Origin of the sequence: Carboxylicivirga linearis (assembly GCF_018271995.1) — a bacterium.
Lineage (GTDB): Bacteria > Bacteroidota > Bacteroidia > Bacteroidales > Marinilabiliaceae > Carboxylicivirga > Carboxylicivirga linearis.
In genome coordinates this window covers 117,271-134,274 of the sequence record NZ_JAGUCO010000013.1, presented here as the reverse complement: position 1 = coordinate 134,274, position 17,004 = coordinate 117,271, and the positions used below count along the sequence as shown (strand labels likewise).

The following is a 17,004-nucleotide window of genomic DNA, read 5'->3' as shown; positions in this document are numbered from 1 at the left end:
CAAACCTCACGTATTGGGACATCTTCTTTTTTACAACTACTTACAAAAGATATTTGAACAAAAACCTTTATCTGAAGAATTTACCCTTCAGACATATCTTATTAAAAAGCTAAAACGGTTTAATAAATACCTTCGTAAGAACCATAAAGATTACGCCTATTATCAGCATAAGGGTACTAAATATGATGAACTTTATTTTGTGAGATGTAATCTTCAGGCTGAAGACTATCATTCACATCCTTATTCTATGGTTGACAGTGATTTTGCAACCAGCAAAGATTATTTGTTTGCAAATTTTATTGCACATGAAAAGATGATCGTATATCTGGAGAATGAATTAATTAAGCTAAAAGTCAATAAGAAAATTCGTTATAAATCTCAGCTTGAAATTTTAAAAGCATCACCATACAATTGGTCAGAAACTAAAATTGCTCTGGTTGAATTAATCTATGCAATTGTTTATTCCGGATGCATCAACAACGGTAATGTTGACATAAAAGAACTGACAAAAACCTTTTGCGAACTATTCCATGTTGAAGACCTGGATATTTATCGATCTTATATAGATTTAAAATACCGAAAGAAGAATCCTACTGTGTTTTTGGATAAAATGAAAGAGTGTTTGATTAAAAAACTTTTAGAATAAAAAAAAGAGTCCTAAAGATGAAAGTAAGGGCTATTATAAAGCTATTTTCTTTTGTAACAACCCTTATTTTTAAATGGTATAGTTTTAACAGTATTTTCAGCTGACAGAATTGGTTCTCAAGAAATATAATTCCAGTGCTGCTACTGAAATAATCATCAAAGTAAGATAATATGCAAATCTAATACCAACAATAAACAAATCTGAGTTTACAACAAACATCACCAAACGTAATATAACGATTCGCTTTTATCACAGACGATCAGTCAAAAAACCAGATACATAACTAACAAAACTATTGCAGTCATTTATCCGTAATACTACTGCCCCGCAGCAGTCATGCTTAAAACAAAGACTTTTATTACTTCTGGGAGAGATAACTACAACAGCATTGGTTGTTATGGCAAAACATTAGTAGAATCATGAATGTAAGCCTTTTTTTTACCTTAAAAAGAATTACATACATGATTATTGATTATTACTCTGATATTCTAATTATTATTTACATATGACCTACATAAACGAAACCCTTGATCTGGGCCTTTACCGTTAGGTTCAAATTTACCCCTATAAGAAGGAATACAAGCATGTTCACCACCTATCCATCCTCCTCCTCTCCAAGCTCGATATTGTCCAACACCTATTTCACCATCTGAATACCAGTTGTTACACCACTCTCTAACATTCCCAGACATGTCGTAAATACCTAACTCGTTAGGTTTTTTTAAACCAATAGCTTTTGTACCACTATTATTATTCTCTATATTAATCCATTTCCACGATCCTATTAAGATAATATCTCCTGCATTTCTCCAATACCATCCAATATCATTCAAATCATCACTTCCACTATACTTAAAACTTTTACTCACGATTCCACCACATGATGCGAACTGCCATTCATTTTCTGTTGGCAAACGATAACCATTAGATTCTTTATTTATAGAAACCATCCACTTCATTGTATCTAAGTTTGATTTATTATTGATGTCTTTTTTAGTTTTATCAATATTATAATAAAGGGATAAACCTTCTATTGCACTTCTTTTATTACAATATACCACACAATCATACCATGTAACCATTTCAACGGGTAGATTGTCGCCCTTAAAGTTTGAAGGATTGTTTCCCATTACCTTTATCCATTCTTTTTGGGTTACTTCATATTTACCTATATAAAAATCGGCCAACGGAATTGTTTTTTTATAGATTTTAGATACCCTATTGTAAAAGGCATTACATTTAACCAAGACAAAATCCGAATCATTCTCTTGTTGGCAGCTAGTATTAAAAAGGCTTGTTGCAATAATCAATAGGAAAAATTTTCTCATAAAAAATCTTTGAAAATAAATGTAACGGTTTTATAGAAATATAAGCTGCCCGATCATTCATCAGACAGCTTTAGTATATTGATAAGTATCAAATAAAATAGTTATAGCTTTTAATAGGCATTTTGCTAAGATCGAATTGATACATCTTATAGATTTTAGTCAACAAGTTGCCATTGAGCATTATAATGAGTTGTACTACTATCATATTGAGCAAGAGCGCTTCCGTCTGAAGTTCTTCCATAACCATCTATCTTCATGTTGGTTCCTCGGTTTTGGATATAGTAATAACCTGAACCTGCTGAGATAATTTTCCACTGTGCATTTACATGAGTTGTACTGTTATTGTACTGAGCAACAGCATCACCATTAGTTGTTCTGCCATAGCCGTCCAATTTCATATTTGTCCCCTGATTAACTATATAATAAAAACCCGAACCTGCAGAAACAATATTCCAATGAGCGTTGGTAGAGTTCGAATTATATTGCGCTGCTTCTTCGCCATTTGCTGTTCTGCCTAAACCATCAATCGACAAACCAGATCCTCTGTTAACTAGTCGTTTTACTCCAGCGATTGGATCAGTATTACTACTGCTACCTCCATCCCAAACTGTTACATTACAGTAACCATTACTAGAACCCCATGCTTCAGTTAATAATATGGCTGAAGGTGAAATATCAGCCCCTAAACCATAACCAGCATCAGCCCATGCGTTTGCATGGTTTGCAAAAGTTATAGTATGGTTTTCACCTGAAGAGTTCTGTAATGTACGCGTGCTGTAAACTTGTCGGAAGCTTTGAGTACCATCAATTGAAGGAGCATTGGAACGCCATGATGTATAAATATTATATGTACCACCATCACTATAAACTGTACCGAGACTCGCCCCATCGGCAGGTCTGTGAGCCCCCCACTTTTCATTTACATAATATTCAATTAAAGGATTTCTTGTCCAACCATAATAGGCCATTGAACCACCTCCACCGTTAAGCGAAAATGAACCACAATTGTATCCCACAACTCTGTTTCTTGAACCAGAACTCCATCCTTTCCCGCAAGTAAAATTGCCGTCATACATGTCCCATGATACACTGTAGTTTCCTCCTTCACCATTGGTATAGTTAACAGAACCGTTAAGCCCATCGCTTTTCCAAAGAGACCAGAAATAATCATTATTTGTTCCAGATTCATAGGTTTTCAATTGAAGTTCTAGCTTCGGCTTCATGTCTTCCACTAATTTTTCCTCACAAGAATACAATGCAAGAATTAGCACCATCGTTAAACTTAGAATTTGCTTCATAAAAAAAGATTTAAATAGTTAATAATAATATTATATATTTTAGAATAATAAATAGTTATTGTTTTAGTTATTTGTATATTCTCTGTGGTTCATCGCCAATGATATTTTTTTACAACATTTATAATAGTAAAAAGTACTTCATCTTTGGTTGATTCTCTTGCAGAATGAGTTCTTTATCATAGGAACACACATTTAATGAATTACTTATATCTTTTTAATAAAAAAAATGACGCTAGTAAGCTCTCAATACCTTTACCTCAACACATTATTCTTTGGAAAATTCTAAATAAATAGATGAATTATATTTAAGGATTTTTTCATAACACTAAGATTACAATAAACCAGTTATATTATTATTAATATAAGATATATCATATTTAAATTTAGATATACTTATATGCTAAAATAAGATTCGCAATATTGGGATTTACTTTAGGTAAGTTGTAATACTATGGCTTAGAAATTTTAAACCATTAAAGAAAGGACATTTATTGTTATTACTATATAAAAAACAGTTGATTGGAGAGTCGGTATTAATCATAGATTCTTCGACTTATAAATGATCTCTTGGTAAAAAAACGATAATACTCAATGAAGTTGATGAATAAACCAGCTTTAAAACTATCTAACACTATAAAATAGCTTAATCTTTTTATACTCTTTACAGGAAACAAACGTGAAATTAATTTTTCAATATGAATAAAATAAAACTACATTATTGAATACCTACCCAATACAAACAGATAGCAATCTTAGCCCCAAAACGTCTAAACACATTAATAAGCTATAAAAAGGCGCCTTCCAGGGCGCCAATTTTATAGCTTAATATGATATGATCAAATAAATTAAATTAACTATAAAGTATACTGAGTAAGATGATGAAGTTGTATAAACTAAAAGTTTTGCTTAAACATCGTAATTAATTACCAAAGAACTAAATGGTTGACAAGCCTATAACTTAATTAATTCCTCTGTAAATTAAGAATTAACACACATTCTACTTACTCACAAATCTTTATCAAACACCTTGAAATACCTTTATTCTTCCAACTGAATTAAGACTACAGAATGTGCAGGCATAGTAACATGCAATTCTCCATTTTTTACTTTGCCTATTGAATAATCTGTCATTACAACTTTTTCATCTTTACCGAAATCATTATAATCGGTTATGGCTTTCGCATTTATTATATTCCCTCTAACGTTTTTATAAGCCTTGCCAAGCAGCAAATCAACAGGTAAAGATTGATTAGGATTTGAATTGGTAATGGTTATATTGGTCATTCCATTTTTATGCGAAGCTGATGCTGTGATTGCAGGGATATGCTCCCCATTGTAATCATAATTCTCTGACTTCAATTCAATTGGAATTAATTCAGCATCTTGATGAACATTATACATTTGAAAAACATAATAAGTTGGTGTTTTTACCATTTGGGCACCTCTTGTCATGATTACAGATTGCAATACATTAACAATCTGGGCAATATTTGCCATACTGATTCTATCGGCATGGTTATTAAATATATTCAGATTAATACCTGCTACCAAAGCATCGCGTAAAGTGTTTTGCTGTTGTAAAAAACCTTCTTTAGTACCTTCCAGTTTATCGTACCATGTTCCCCATTCGTCAACAATTAGTTTGATATCACCATCAGGATCATACTTGTCCATAACCGCCAAATGAGACCGAATGTAATCTTCTACATACATTGTATTTCGTATGGTTGCAAACCACATATCTTCATCAAAATCAATGGAAGAACCTTTTGACCCTTCCCAATTTGCTGTTGGTAAGGTGTAATAATGCATTGACAGACCTTGTGCCAGATTTAGCTTATCTTTTATTACTTCAAGAATATTCTCTGTCCATTCCAAATCATCTGCACTTGGACCGCAAATGACTTTTTGAAAACCATTTCCTCTTATGTATGATGAAAAGTTTCTAAACACGTCAGCATAATATTCTGATCTCATGTCACCTCCGCATCCCCAGTTTTCATTGCCTATACCCCAAAACTTAACATCCCATGGGTCTTCTCTTCCGTTTTTCTTACGTAATTCTGTCATCGGACTTTCATTAGATGAAGTAACATACTCAACCCAATCTATTGCTTCCTCAACAGTTCCTGAACCAACATTTATGCTTAAATAGGGTTCGGTACCTATTAATTCACAAAAATCCAGAAATTCATGTGTTCCAAAGCTGTTATCTTCGGTTACACCACCCCAAAAAACATTAACAATTGACGGACGATCTTCCTTAGGGCCAATTCCATCTTTCCAATGATAGGTATCTGCAAAACAGCCGCCTGGCCATCTTAAAACAGGAATCTTTAATGCTTTTAGAGCCTCAACCACATCGGTTCTATAGCCGTTAATGTTTGGTATGTCTGAATTTTCACCGACATAAATTCCTTCGTAAATACAAGTTCCCAAATGTTCAGAAAAATGTCCATAAATTTCTTTATTGATCTTAATGCCCGTTGAATCTGTTTTTAGAATCAACTTGTTTTGCGCGAGAAGATTCCCTGCAAGTATCAGGCAAATAAAAAAAGCAGTTGTTTTCATTTTAGATATGATTTAATTTTATCAAACATTGAACACATAGAAGTAAAAAATGGATATTTAAGCTAATTAAACCCCATAAAAAGGGATTCTTTTTTTATACTGTATATCATTAGCAGGAACAATGAAGCAAAGTTTCTACCTGAATATCAACACACCTAGAATTAAGCTTAAAGCTATCACTGCTATGTTTTTTTAAATTTTATTTTCTTGCTATTTCCAAATTAATAATTGGGATAATACTATCATCCGGAAAATATTTACTTAGTTTATTTTTAAAGTTGCTGCAGAGGTTTAATCCTCTTGAAACAAATGTTGTGCATATTTATATAAACACCTTCGCCAGGTTAACCATTCATGAGCTGTTCCTTCAGACTCGTAGTATATATATTTGATTTTTTGCCTGTCCAACATCTTACAAAATGCCCCAACTGAACCCGGGAAAGGTGCAGGCTCGGTAGTTCCTAACCCCAACCAGAACACTTTTAGTTGCTTGTTTAATGCATCAGCATCATTAAACTTACCATCAAGGAATTTCGCAGGATCTATTTCGTTGGAATTTGGATAATTAGCCGTACCGCTGAAACCTCCGTAATACGCAAACTTATCCAAATGATTCATAATAATCCGCACAGTTTGATTTGCTCCCATTGACAACCCGGCAATTGCACGGGCTTTTCTATCAGCAATAGTGCGAAAACGGCCATCAATCATTGGTACTACCTCATTAACAAGCACTTCTTCAAAAATCATTTGAGACCTTTTACCGGTAGTTTCATTGTCTTGAGATCTAAAAGCATAACCGTTATCCATTACAATAATCATATCCTTCACTTTATTGCCGGCAATAAGGTTATCCACTATTAGGTGCGCTTTTCCTTGCGACGACCAGCCTGTTTCATCTTCAAAACTACCGTGCTGAAGATACAATACCGGATAACGATTTTGCGTATCTTTTTCATAACCTGGAGGAGTGTAAACAAAACATCTTCGCCATGCCTCAGTTATTTTAGAGTAATACTGAACCTGACTAACCAAGCCATGTGGCACATCTTTTAAAGCATAAAATTCCCTGTCAACAGCCGGGATTTCTATGGCACTTCCCCAACGACCGGCACCATAATAGTATTTTGTACCAGGATCCGGAACCGAGGCGCCATCGATATTTAACTGGTAATAATGAAAGCCTTCGTCTTGAGGAGCTGATTCTCCCGTCCAAATGCCTTCTCTATCTTTTTCCAGATTATACTTTACACCACCAATATCAAGCTGAACCATCTTTGCATCAGCTGCTGAAACTTGCACCCTTACACGGCCTTCAGAATTAACCTGAGGGTACTGCTTGCCGGGTTGATTTACAGAAGACGGTTTAAAATCTTCAATACCCCCAACATCCTGTGCCTGTACTACCAATCCTTCAAAAGAAATAAATAGCAATGTAAGTAAACTCCAAAAACTATATTTCATAAACTATAAAAGTTAATTTATTAAACATTGAGATATTTCATTTATAAATTTCCTCCAATGACCAGATGCCTATCTGAAGAAATGAAACTAGCAAGCGAGCCTGGCCAAATCCCGCTTACTACCCGTTTCTTTTGTAATTGCCTAATTATTCACAAAACTGCCAGGCATCGAAATTGAACAGTTCACCCTCATTGCCTTTAAACACGAAATACAAATCGTGTATTCCTTCTACTTTATCAACCTTGGTAGTGAATGTTTTCCAGCTATCTATACTTCCGGTGTTTTCAATTTCACATACACCCACTAACTGACCATCTTTAGTATCCAACCTAATTTCAATTTTTCCACTTTCAATTGAAGCGGCTGTTGCTTGGAACATTTTAGCACCTTTGGCAAAATCTACACTTCTGACTTTTATATAATCACCGTTATTGATTTGTGAGACATATACCCCTTTTTTACGGTCCCCTTTAGTCTTTACACTTTCGGACCAAGCTATTGTTTCAGCCTCATTTCGTTTAAATGGATTTAAGCAAGCAACACCAGTTTTAATACCTTCAACCGTTGGTGCTATTGAGGGAATAGAACCGTCAGCATTATATTCAAATTGTTCCACACAAGTAGAGCGTCTGAAACCACCACCGTTTGGTAGTGCTTCGTTATGATAAAAGAAATAGGAATTGCCTTTAAAATCAATAACTCCTGAATGATTGGTAAACGCAAGTTTTGGATGACGTTCCATAATTAAACCTTTGTATTCCCACGCCCCTGTTGGCGAATGCGACGTTGAATACCCAATGCTTTCTGGGATTCCATTGACAGCATAAAGCAGGTAATACAGGTTGTTGCGTTTATAAAACCATGGACCTTCAACATATTTGGTACCTGGTGTGCCATCTGGTCTAACACTCTCACCAAAAGACTCTGTTGTCATTTCTACAGACACAACCCCATTGTCTCCTATGCTTTTGTCGTACGAAATCATATCTTCGTTCAATTTCACATACCATACACTAGGGTTACCCCAATACAGGTAAGCCTGCCCATCGTCATCGACAAAAACAGTAGGGTCAATATCTTGCCATAAATGATCGCTATCAACCAGTTTTTTACCCAAAGGGTCGGTAAAAGGACCATAGGGCGAATCGGCCACCAAAACACAAACACCGGTTCCGTGAATCGGTACGTACAAGTAAAATTTACCATTTCGTTCAATACATTGAGGTGCCCATGCCCCATTATCCTTTTCAAGCCATTTAAAAGATTTTAATGAGGCAACTGCGCCATGATCCGTCCAGTTAACCATATCGGCTGTTGAGTAGCAACGCCAATCGTACATGGTAAAGAAATTAGCCTTTGTACTATCCTCATCATGAGAGGTATAAACATAGACTGTATCATTATAAACCATGGGTGCCGGATCGGCAGTAAAGTAGGTTTGGACAATGGGGTTTTGCGCATAAACCGACATCCCCGATAAAAAAACAGTTATAATTGATAATATTACTTTTCTATGCATTATTGTAATTTCTGGATTGATATTATTTTATGGATTCAATATTCCAAAACAAATCGAAGACCTGGTAACGAAAACGTCGTTTTTCAATATTCTCATGGGTAGATGAATTAATGAGTTTTTCAAAAACAATTAATTTCATCATTTTCGATTATTCATCAAAAGTTTACAACGCTTATCTCTCTAAACAACAAGTATTTATCACTTAGCCCATTCAGCTCCTTCATCTGTTCTTCTCCATTTAAAATACTCATCAAGCACTTTTAATGATTCTTCACTTGGTACAGGACCTACATGAGTTTTTTGCTGCAAATACATTACTTCCGGCTTATCATTACTAAAGGCAGGCCACTGTGGAATACCTTCACCATTGGGATTACCATATTTTGCAAAATTTGTCCAATAAGTACCCATTGCCTCAGAAATATCAATATCCGATTGCGAAGAGTTATTCGGATCTAAATGTTGAAAAACAAATGCCACATCCTGTCCATGTGGTGAGCCATATCCATACAATGGTGAATCTTCTGGAAATTCAGGATGTTGATCGAAATAGTAATAGTACACATTAGATTTGCCAGTTTGAGATTGAAGCCTTGCCCAAATCCAAGTTTGCCAGCCAAAGGCTACATCGCGCATAAGGTCACGGGCTGTTTTTGGTACACTATTTTCAGCAAGCGGATAAGCTTCCAACAAAGCATCAGCATGCTTCCCGAAACGTTGAATCACACTATTTCTAACATCCTCAGGATTCTTCTCCCGCATAAAACTGGCGCCTTCGTCGGAATTATAACCGATCAGGACAGGTACATCATTGTATTGGTTTTTTTCATATAACTTATATTGATCGTCTGGAATAACAACACCATCTACAATTGGCCATCCTCCAGGCATTGTCCACCCGGCAGGTATAAATTTTTCAGCTTCTATCTTGCGTAAATCGGCAATTGATGTTCCTCCATGTTGTTTCACATATTCAATACCATCGGATTCTGCTTGTTTTAAGGTTTTCATATTTTCACCTGGATAAGTAGTCGGACGCGATGGTCCAAATGAGCCTCCACTCTGAGATATAGCACCATGAAAAAGACCTTTCGCCAATGGCGATGCACACAACATACTAACTGATATTCCACCTGCTGATTCGCCGAAAATGGTCACTCTGTCCGGATCACCTCCAAAAGCAGCAATGTTATTTTGAATCCATTTCAATGCTGCTATCTGATCCAGCAAACCATAGTTTCCAGACACGCCTTCCGGACTTTCAGCACTTAATTCAGGATGAGCCAGAAATCCAAGTTGCCCAACACGATAAGCAATACTTACTAAAACAACTCCTTTGTCAGCCAAGGCTTGTCCATCAGATACAGGTTCTGATGTAGAGCCAAAACTAAAGCCCCCACCGTAAATCCAAACCATAACAGGTAGTTTTTCATCTGCTGACTTTGCCGGTGTCCAAACATTCAGGTATAAGCAATCTTCGCTTTTGCCTGAAGGAGGATTACCTCCCTGCATTGGGGCTGGAGCATAATCTGTGGTTTGTTTAACTCCTTCCCATTCTTTAACGGGCTGTGGGGCTTTCCAGCGTAAATCTCCTACAGGAGCAGCAGCAAATGGGATACCTCTATAAATGTTCATGTCTTCCATGACTGTTCCCTGGATGATGCCGCCCTCAACCTTTAACTGGCCTGGTTGAAGTTTACTATTGCATGAGATCATCCCCAAAACAAAAAGCAGAAATAATAAGGTTTTTAAATTTTTCATTGTTAAGTGGGTTTATGATGGGCTACTGATAAAATCAGCAACCAATTTTTAATTTATTCATTGTTGTGCCTTGGGGATTGCAAAAAAATGAAAAAGTCAATGCGTTGAAATGACATCGGTGATTGAAAAAGCATTCAGCATACTCGATGCCACTTTACCCATAAATTTAGTCAACTTCATCGGCAGTGCACCAATGAAGTTGACTAAAAATGACACTATAGATGATTATTTAAACAGTAATTGAGCAAATTCATGCAAGCTTCTTCTCCATGTATGGAATTCATGGGCCGTACCTTCCGATACATACCAAACAGCATTAATACCAGCTTCTTTCAATGCTTCGGTGGATTTTTGTACTGCTTCAGGACGTTCTTTGCTTCCGCAACTTTGAAAAATAAGTTTCACATTACTTTGCTCTTTAACTTCCTCTGGAGCATAAAGAGCACCGCTAAAAAGACCAATGTGCGAAAACACATCAGGCCTGTTGGTTGTAATGGCTTTTGTCTCCATCGATCCCATGGAAAGTCCGGCCATGGCACGGTTTTCCTGATTGGAAAGCGTTCGATAATTCTCATCAACATAAGAAACTAATTCATCAACCAAAACAGTTTGAAAAGGAATGATATCGAATTCACGCAATTTTCCGAATTCAATATCATTGGTCATGCCATATGTCATTACAATGATGAAAGGTTTGGCTTTTCCTTCGGCAATTAGATTGTCCATGATTAAATTGGCCTTTCCCTGTGCGGGCCAGGATGTTTCATTTTCGCAGTAACCGTGTTGAAGATACAAAACAGGATAACTTTTTGAAGTTTGATTTTCATACCCGGGTGGTGTATAAACAAATGCCGTACGGCATGTCTTAGTACTTTCTGATGGGAAAAGAATTTCATGAACATGACCATGTGGAACATCTTTTACAGCAAAAATATTCTGGTCATCTGAAGGAATTTCGATACCACTTCCCCAGCGACAAGCACCAAAATACAACAATGTTCCCGGATCGGGAACCGAAGCTCCGTCAATATTAAGTTGATAGTAATGGAAACCTACATCCTGCGGAGCCGATTCTCCAGTCCACATTCCTTCTGCATCCTTAACCATGTCGTATTTAACACCACCAATGTCGAGTTTTACATATTTGGCATCGGGAGCAAAAACTTGTGTACGTACACGTCCCTCGGAATTGACCATGGGGTATACATGGCCTGGTTGGTTTACCGACGAAGATTCAAAATCTTCCACTATTTGATCATTCGATTGGGCAACACAATAGTTACCAACAATCAGAAATATTGCTAAAAGTGATTTGATTTTGTAATTCATTTTATACTTGGTTTTTAGTTTTGATAAAATAAGAGTGATGTCTATTCTTTTATTAAAAGTTCATTGACTGCATTAGCAAGGTAAATATAGGCTGCACCAATATCGATAATGTACTCATTCTCTCCCCAGAAAAAAGGCCAATCCTCCTTGTTCTCTGGAAAATCCGGATTCAATATCAGCACACCGGGAACTATTCCTCCGGCAATAAAACTAAAATCGGCCCTGTTGCTTCCATATGCAACTTTCTTCGAACGAGTTCCCACTGCCGAAACAAAGGAGATGTTAGAATCTGGATGACACCCAAACAAGTAATTTAAACCTTTGTACACATCTTCCTTTTCGATGATTTCCGGATATGCTTTATAAGCCATAAAGTTGGTACTTGCCCACTCTATAACACCGGCATTCCCGGCCCATCCTCTCGTTGAAATAGGCACTCCGTAAGGGTTCTCGGCTCCTAATTCTTCGATTTCAGTTTTGTGTTTAACTACGTATTTTTTAAGTTTTTCCTTAAACTCTTCGCCCATGTGAGGAATTGCACGAAGAGCCATAGAGAGTGTCCGTTCGGATGATTCATCCAAAGCTGGCCATATTAATTCTTCATAGCGTTTTGCATAAGTCTTCTCTCCAGAAGAAATATACAACTGAAATGTTGCCAGTACTTCATTAAATCGTCCCCATCGAGAATACCTGTCGGTTTTGGCTGTAATCTTAATCTCCCTGGCTTCGGTATAAAGAGTTTTTGCGAGGCGAAGGCATTTATCTGCCAGTTCACTATTGTAGTCTTTTAATGCTCTACTGGCAGCAGAAAAGGCAGCAACTGTTGAAAAGTCGAGACTATAATTCCGATTTGTGAAAGCCCATCGATCATCCAAGGTACCAGAGCTAACTCCATCGCTTTCGTATGGTTTTAGATTGGGGTTGTATGGTAAATTATCCGTTTCAGTTGAAGCATCTCCTAAATGATGGTATTGATGCAACGTGGGAACAATTATACCGCGTACAGGGTGTCCAATATTTTCAATTTGCGCAACCAGATTTAGTGTACCGTGTTCAATTTGTTGAAGAATATCCGCATCGCCATCAGGACGATGGATATCAACATAGCGAGTTGCCTGATTTATATAAGTCTGATCTCTTTTGATTTTGAAGTATTCCCATGAATCAACCAGGCTTTGAATAGTGCGGCAGTGAGTGCCTGTTTGGATGTCATAGTCACCGGCATCAAACCAGCCACCAACAGCCAATCCGGGTATGCGCTCCAGAGGCTTATACTTGGTATCGGTTACCGAATCCATGCTGTAACCATCAAAAAAATCGATATTAACAGGAGCCTGCAATGCATCATCCTTAAAAGGTTCGCCATGCCAGGTACGGTAAGCTTCATTTACTTGCATGTGATCCATCTGCACGGGTAGGAAGACATCTAATGTAGGATGCCAGACATTTTTAAGTGTATTGGGATCAATTGAGAAAGTATTGGTGGTTTGATCGCCATACTGAATGCAGTACAATCCGGGTTTAGTGATTGAGCTGAAGTCCACCTTCAGGTAGTTGTAGCGCAGATAATTTCCCCATTCTTCAGTGTTTACCGATAGCTGTTTTATTTTCTTTCCTGATACTGTTACTTCGTAGATGAAGGCTTCTTTCAGTGTAACGTCATTCCTGTCGAGTTCTATGACAGCAACTTTCTTTTGATCAGGATGATATCCTACTTGTGAGAAACCTATATTGGGTTTACGCACCCAGTTTTCAATGGTATTGGGTTCAACATGCCATTCAAGGACTTCTCCGGTTTGGTTCGAGGGTAAAATACTTCGAGCTATAAACCAACCATTTTGTGCCAGATTGCGACCGTCGAAAAGCATAATTTCCGATTCTGATTCTATTTTCACATATCTCTCAGGATCTTCGGGTGCCAATACCAGGGTGTTCCCTTGCGCAAGTGGTTTGGGTATAATAAATTCATCAAGTCCCCGATCATCAAAGGTGTTGTGCCCTCCAAACTGAGGAATTTTGCTTTTTGATGATTGAATGGTTGTATTTCCAGAAGGGTAAAGGGGGAAATAGGATGGTTTGCCATCAACCAGATAGCTTTTTTCGAAGTAGGCAGAAGGTAGAAATTCCAGATTGAATCCGGCCCTACCTTTCAATGATTCAGGCACCGGTTGATCTAAAGAGACTACAATCTGAAAACCATTTCCTTCAGGAGATACTGTGATCTTTGAATCAAAATCATAATCTTCATATCGGAGTGTAAACTCAATACTTTTACTGGCTTTGTCAACACTTTTTTCGATGAGGATTGGGATTAAATCCCATTGTTCGGGTGTATTTTGCAGCCTTACTGCTCCTCCCGTAGATGTTCTTACTCCATGATGGATGAGCTCTATACCGGCTGTTTTTTCATCAAAAAAGAAACCATTGTATTGGTTGTTAAAAACCAGGACGTTTAGACCCTTTGTCTCGAAATACTCTTTTTCGTTGAGTGTCAGTTTTTGTGCAAAAGACGAAGTGCTAATTAAGAACAATAAGCTTAACAGGAACTTATAAGGATTGGATATGTTTTTTAAAACCATTGTTATAGATTTAGGTATTTGAAGGGTAAAATAATTAAGAGGAATGATAAAGGTAATTGCACCAGCCTACCTATTCTTGGCCTCCTGGATAAGCAAAACAGGTATAATTGGAGTCGGTTTCATAAAACTTTGCCATCATTAATTCTCGGTTAGAATATTGCGCACATTTGAAAGGCTTTTAATTCTGATCAGGAAGGATGATCTGATATTTTCCACTCAGATGCATAAGACTGAACAAGTATAGCAACCCATCATAATAGGGATCAAAATACCCATCATCGTAAGGTTCCAATTTTGCATCCCAGAGTTTATAGACAAAATCCATACTAGTATCGTTGTTGTTAATATTAATCAGTGAAGCTGTGGCTGCAGTAGATATTAACCCCAACGAATGTCTTAATTTGGGTTCATAATCACCTGCCGGAAGTATCCATTCTGGCTCAGAACCATCTAAATTGTACTGATCTTTAAACGAATTCATTCCTTTCGATCTGAGGAAGTTTTGAAATCGCTCCGCATAACTTTCCTGCCATTCTTTATCTTTTCCGCACCACAAATAGTCCATCGCAATATTCATTGGAACTCTCCATGAATCATACCGAAATCCGGGTTTCATCCACGGAGTAGGATGAGGCTCACCATTGAACTCAGTATAGTCAGAATTAAGACCGGTAACAGGGTGACATGCATGGTGCAGAAAAACCCTAGACGTATCGGCGCAATCACGATAAAATTGTTCGTGACCGTCATTGGCATACTCAGCCCATAATTCATAAAACGCAGGGACATGGTAAGAGGGGTCGGTCCAATTGTATCCGTGTCCTCCCGGAACAAAAGAAATTTGCTTGTGTTCAAGATTTATAAAAGGTCGCACATATTCAGCCCCGTCTTTTTCCCACATGGCATCGAGTATGTGTCTGGCTTCTGAATAATAGTCGATGCCGGTGTCATTACCCCAACGGTTAGATGCAAGCAACAGAGTTGTGACAAAATATAATTCTCCGTCGGAAGCACTTCCGGGAGAATTAATCTTCATCTTTTCAGGATCAAAGCTCCATGCAAAATAGCCTTTTCCCGGACCATCCTGATGTTGTAGATATTTTTTTGACCAACGCCAAATACGATCAAAAACATCTTTTTTATCCAACTGAACGGCAACCATCATACCATATGAAACACCTTCGGTGCGTACATCCTTATTTTTTATATCAGAAACATACCCCAATGAATCACCAACTTCGAAATAGATGCGATCTGGTCCTTCAAACAGATCGAAATAAGCTTTTTCAACCTTCTTGTCAATTTCGTTCTGACTGTACCCGGCTTCAAGAAAGAGATTTCGGTAACTTCCGGATGAGTGGTTCTGCGCAAAAAGGGAGATTTGCATTAAAGAAAAGGTAAACATTAAAAAGGTAACTGTTTTTTTGAATTGCAATTTCATAGTCTTATACTTGCTTTTAGGGTCCATAAACAACGGTTTCATAATAGAAGAATTAGAGAATTTCTGAACTCTTCATCCACAGAAAAAGAGGATCTATCCAGGATTCTTGCTTAAAGATAAACCCATGATTTCCTTTGGGGTAGATATGCATTTCAACAGGTACCTGATGGTGTCTTAATTGTTCGAAATAGAAGATGCTATTGTCAACATCTACCACATTGTCATCAGCAGCGTGAGTAATATAAGCTGGAGGAGTATCTTTAGTTACCTGCCATTCCGATGAATATTGAATAATTTGATCAGGATCTGGATTTTCTCCAAGTAGCTGGGTTCTGGATCCCATATGGGTGAGACTGTCGCTCATACTAATGACTGGATAAACTAATATTTGAAAATCGGGACGCAGATTTGTGCCTTCGGGATTATTGATTACGGGATCATAATGCGTAGCTAATGTGGAAGCCAGGTGTCCCCCGGCAGAAAAACCCATAATCCCAATTTTATCAGGGTTTATATTCCATTCTGACGCGTTTTCCCTAACTATTTTTATCGCTTTCTGCGCATCCTGCAGAGGGATCATAGTGCTACTATCAGAAGAGGGATCGGGCAGTCGGTACTTAAGAACAAATGCGACAACTCCGTTTGCAGCTAGCTTTTTTGCAGTAGTAACTCCTTCTCCCTTGTAAACAATTACACTATATCCTCCACCTGGACAAATAATTACGGCAGGTCGAAAAGTATTAATTTCCTCTGGTGAATACATTTCTATACTTGGAGATATGACTTTTCTGATAAGTCCATCCGATGACTCATTATCCAAACTTAGGTTTTCGACAACCTCAAGATAATCTTGCTCATCGTCGTAAAGTTTAATAATTTCCTGGGCACTTGTCTGGCATAAAACCATAGTAAACATTAGCAGAAACAGTAATCGCTTTAAGATATTCATTGTTTTTTGAGTTATTCTTCTCACTTATCGATTTGTTTATTAATGTATATTTAAAGAACAATAGATGATCCTTTCTTCCGCTAACTGACTATTTCTTTTCTCATGATTTATTATCGTTA

The 17,004-nt window shown here is 37.2% G+C and carries 11 protein-coding genes; 1 reads left to right on the top strand and 10 read right to left on the bottom strand.

The window, feature by feature from the left end:
- A partial coding sequence (locus KEM10_RS15430; RefSeq protein ID WP_212216928.1) for an RteC domain-containing protein occupies positions 1 to 646 on the top strand: 646 nt, incomplete at its 5' end.
- Between the two features lie 488 nt (positions 647 to 1,134).
- Here the strand turns inward: KEM10_RS15430 and KEM10_RS15425 are convergent.
- From KEM10_RS15425 to KEM10_RS15380, 10 genes are all read right to left on the bottom strand, one after another.
- Positions 1,135 to 1,974, bottom strand: a complete 840-nt coding sequence (locus KEM10_RS15425) for a formylglycine-generating enzyme family protein (RefSeq protein WP_212216927.1) — start codon at positions 1,972 to 1,974, stop codon at positions 1,135 to 1,137.
- 155 nt (positions 1,975 to 2,129) lie between these two features.
- Positions 2,130 to 3,272, bottom strand: a complete 1,143-nt coding sequence (locus tag KEM10_RS15420; RefSeq protein WP_212216926.1) for a glycoside hydrolase family 11 protein — start codon at positions 3,270 to 3,272, stop codon at positions 2,130 to 2,132.
- 1,038 nt (positions 3,273 to 4,310) lie between these two features.
- Positions 4,311 to 5,843: an alpha-N-arabinofuranosidase gene (locus tag KEM10_RS15415; RefSeq protein ID WP_212216925.1), complete on the bottom strand. Its 1,533-nt coding sequence runs from the start codon at positions 5,841 to 5,843 to the stop codon at positions 4,311 to 4,313.
- Between the two features lie 291 nt (positions 5,844 to 6,134).
- Complete coding sequence (locus tag KEM10_RS15410; RefSeq protein WP_212216924.1) at positions 6,135 to 7,307, bottom strand: alpha/beta hydrolase; 1,173 nt, start codon at positions 7,305 to 7,307, stop codon at positions 6,135 to 6,137.
- Positions 7,308 to 7,452: 145 nt separating this feature from the next.
- Positions 7,453 to 8,826 (bottom strand): glycoside hydrolase family 43 protein, encoded by a 1,374-nt coding sequence (locus KEM10_RS15405; RefSeq protein WP_212216923.1) that lies wholly within the window; start codon positions 8,824 to 8,826, stop codon positions 7,453 to 7,455.
- A 198-nt stretch (positions 8,827 to 9,024) separates the two neighbouring features.
- Positions 9,025 to 10,587, bottom strand: coding sequence for a carboxylesterase/lipase family protein (locus KEM10_RS15400; RefSeq protein ID WP_212216922.1), 1,563 nt, complete (start codon positions 10,585 to 10,587; stop codon positions 9,025 to 9,027).
- A gap of 225 nt (positions 10,588 to 10,812) precedes the next feature.
- Positions 10,813 to 11,916 (bottom strand): alpha/beta hydrolase-fold protein, encoded by a 1,104-nt coding sequence (locus tag KEM10_RS15395; protein ID WP_212216921.1) that lies wholly within the window; start codon positions 11,914 to 11,916, stop codon positions 10,813 to 10,815.
- 41 nt (positions 11,917 to 11,957) lie between these two features.
- Positions 11,958 to 14,495, bottom strand: a complete 2,538-nt coding sequence (locus KEM10_RS15390) for a glycoside hydrolase family 9 protein (protein ID WP_212216920.1) — start codon at positions 14,493 to 14,495, stop codon at positions 11,958 to 11,960.
- Positions 14,496 to 14,673: 178 nt separating this feature from the next.
- The gene (locus tag KEM10_RS15385) at positions 14,674 to 15,978 is read right to left on the bottom strand and encodes a glycosyl hydrolase family 8 (RefSeq protein WP_212216919.1); all 1,305 of its coding nucleotides are present in this window, start codon (positions 15,976 to 15,978) and stop codon (positions 14,674 to 14,676) included.
- 10 nt (positions 15,979 to 15,988) lie between these two features.
- Positions 15,989 to 16,885, bottom strand: a complete 897-nt coding sequence (locus tag KEM10_RS15380; RefSeq protein ID WP_212216918.1) for an alpha/beta hydrolase — start codon at positions 16,883 to 16,885, stop codon at positions 15,989 to 15,991.
- Between the last annotated feature and the right edge of the window lie 119 nt (positions 16,886 to 17,004).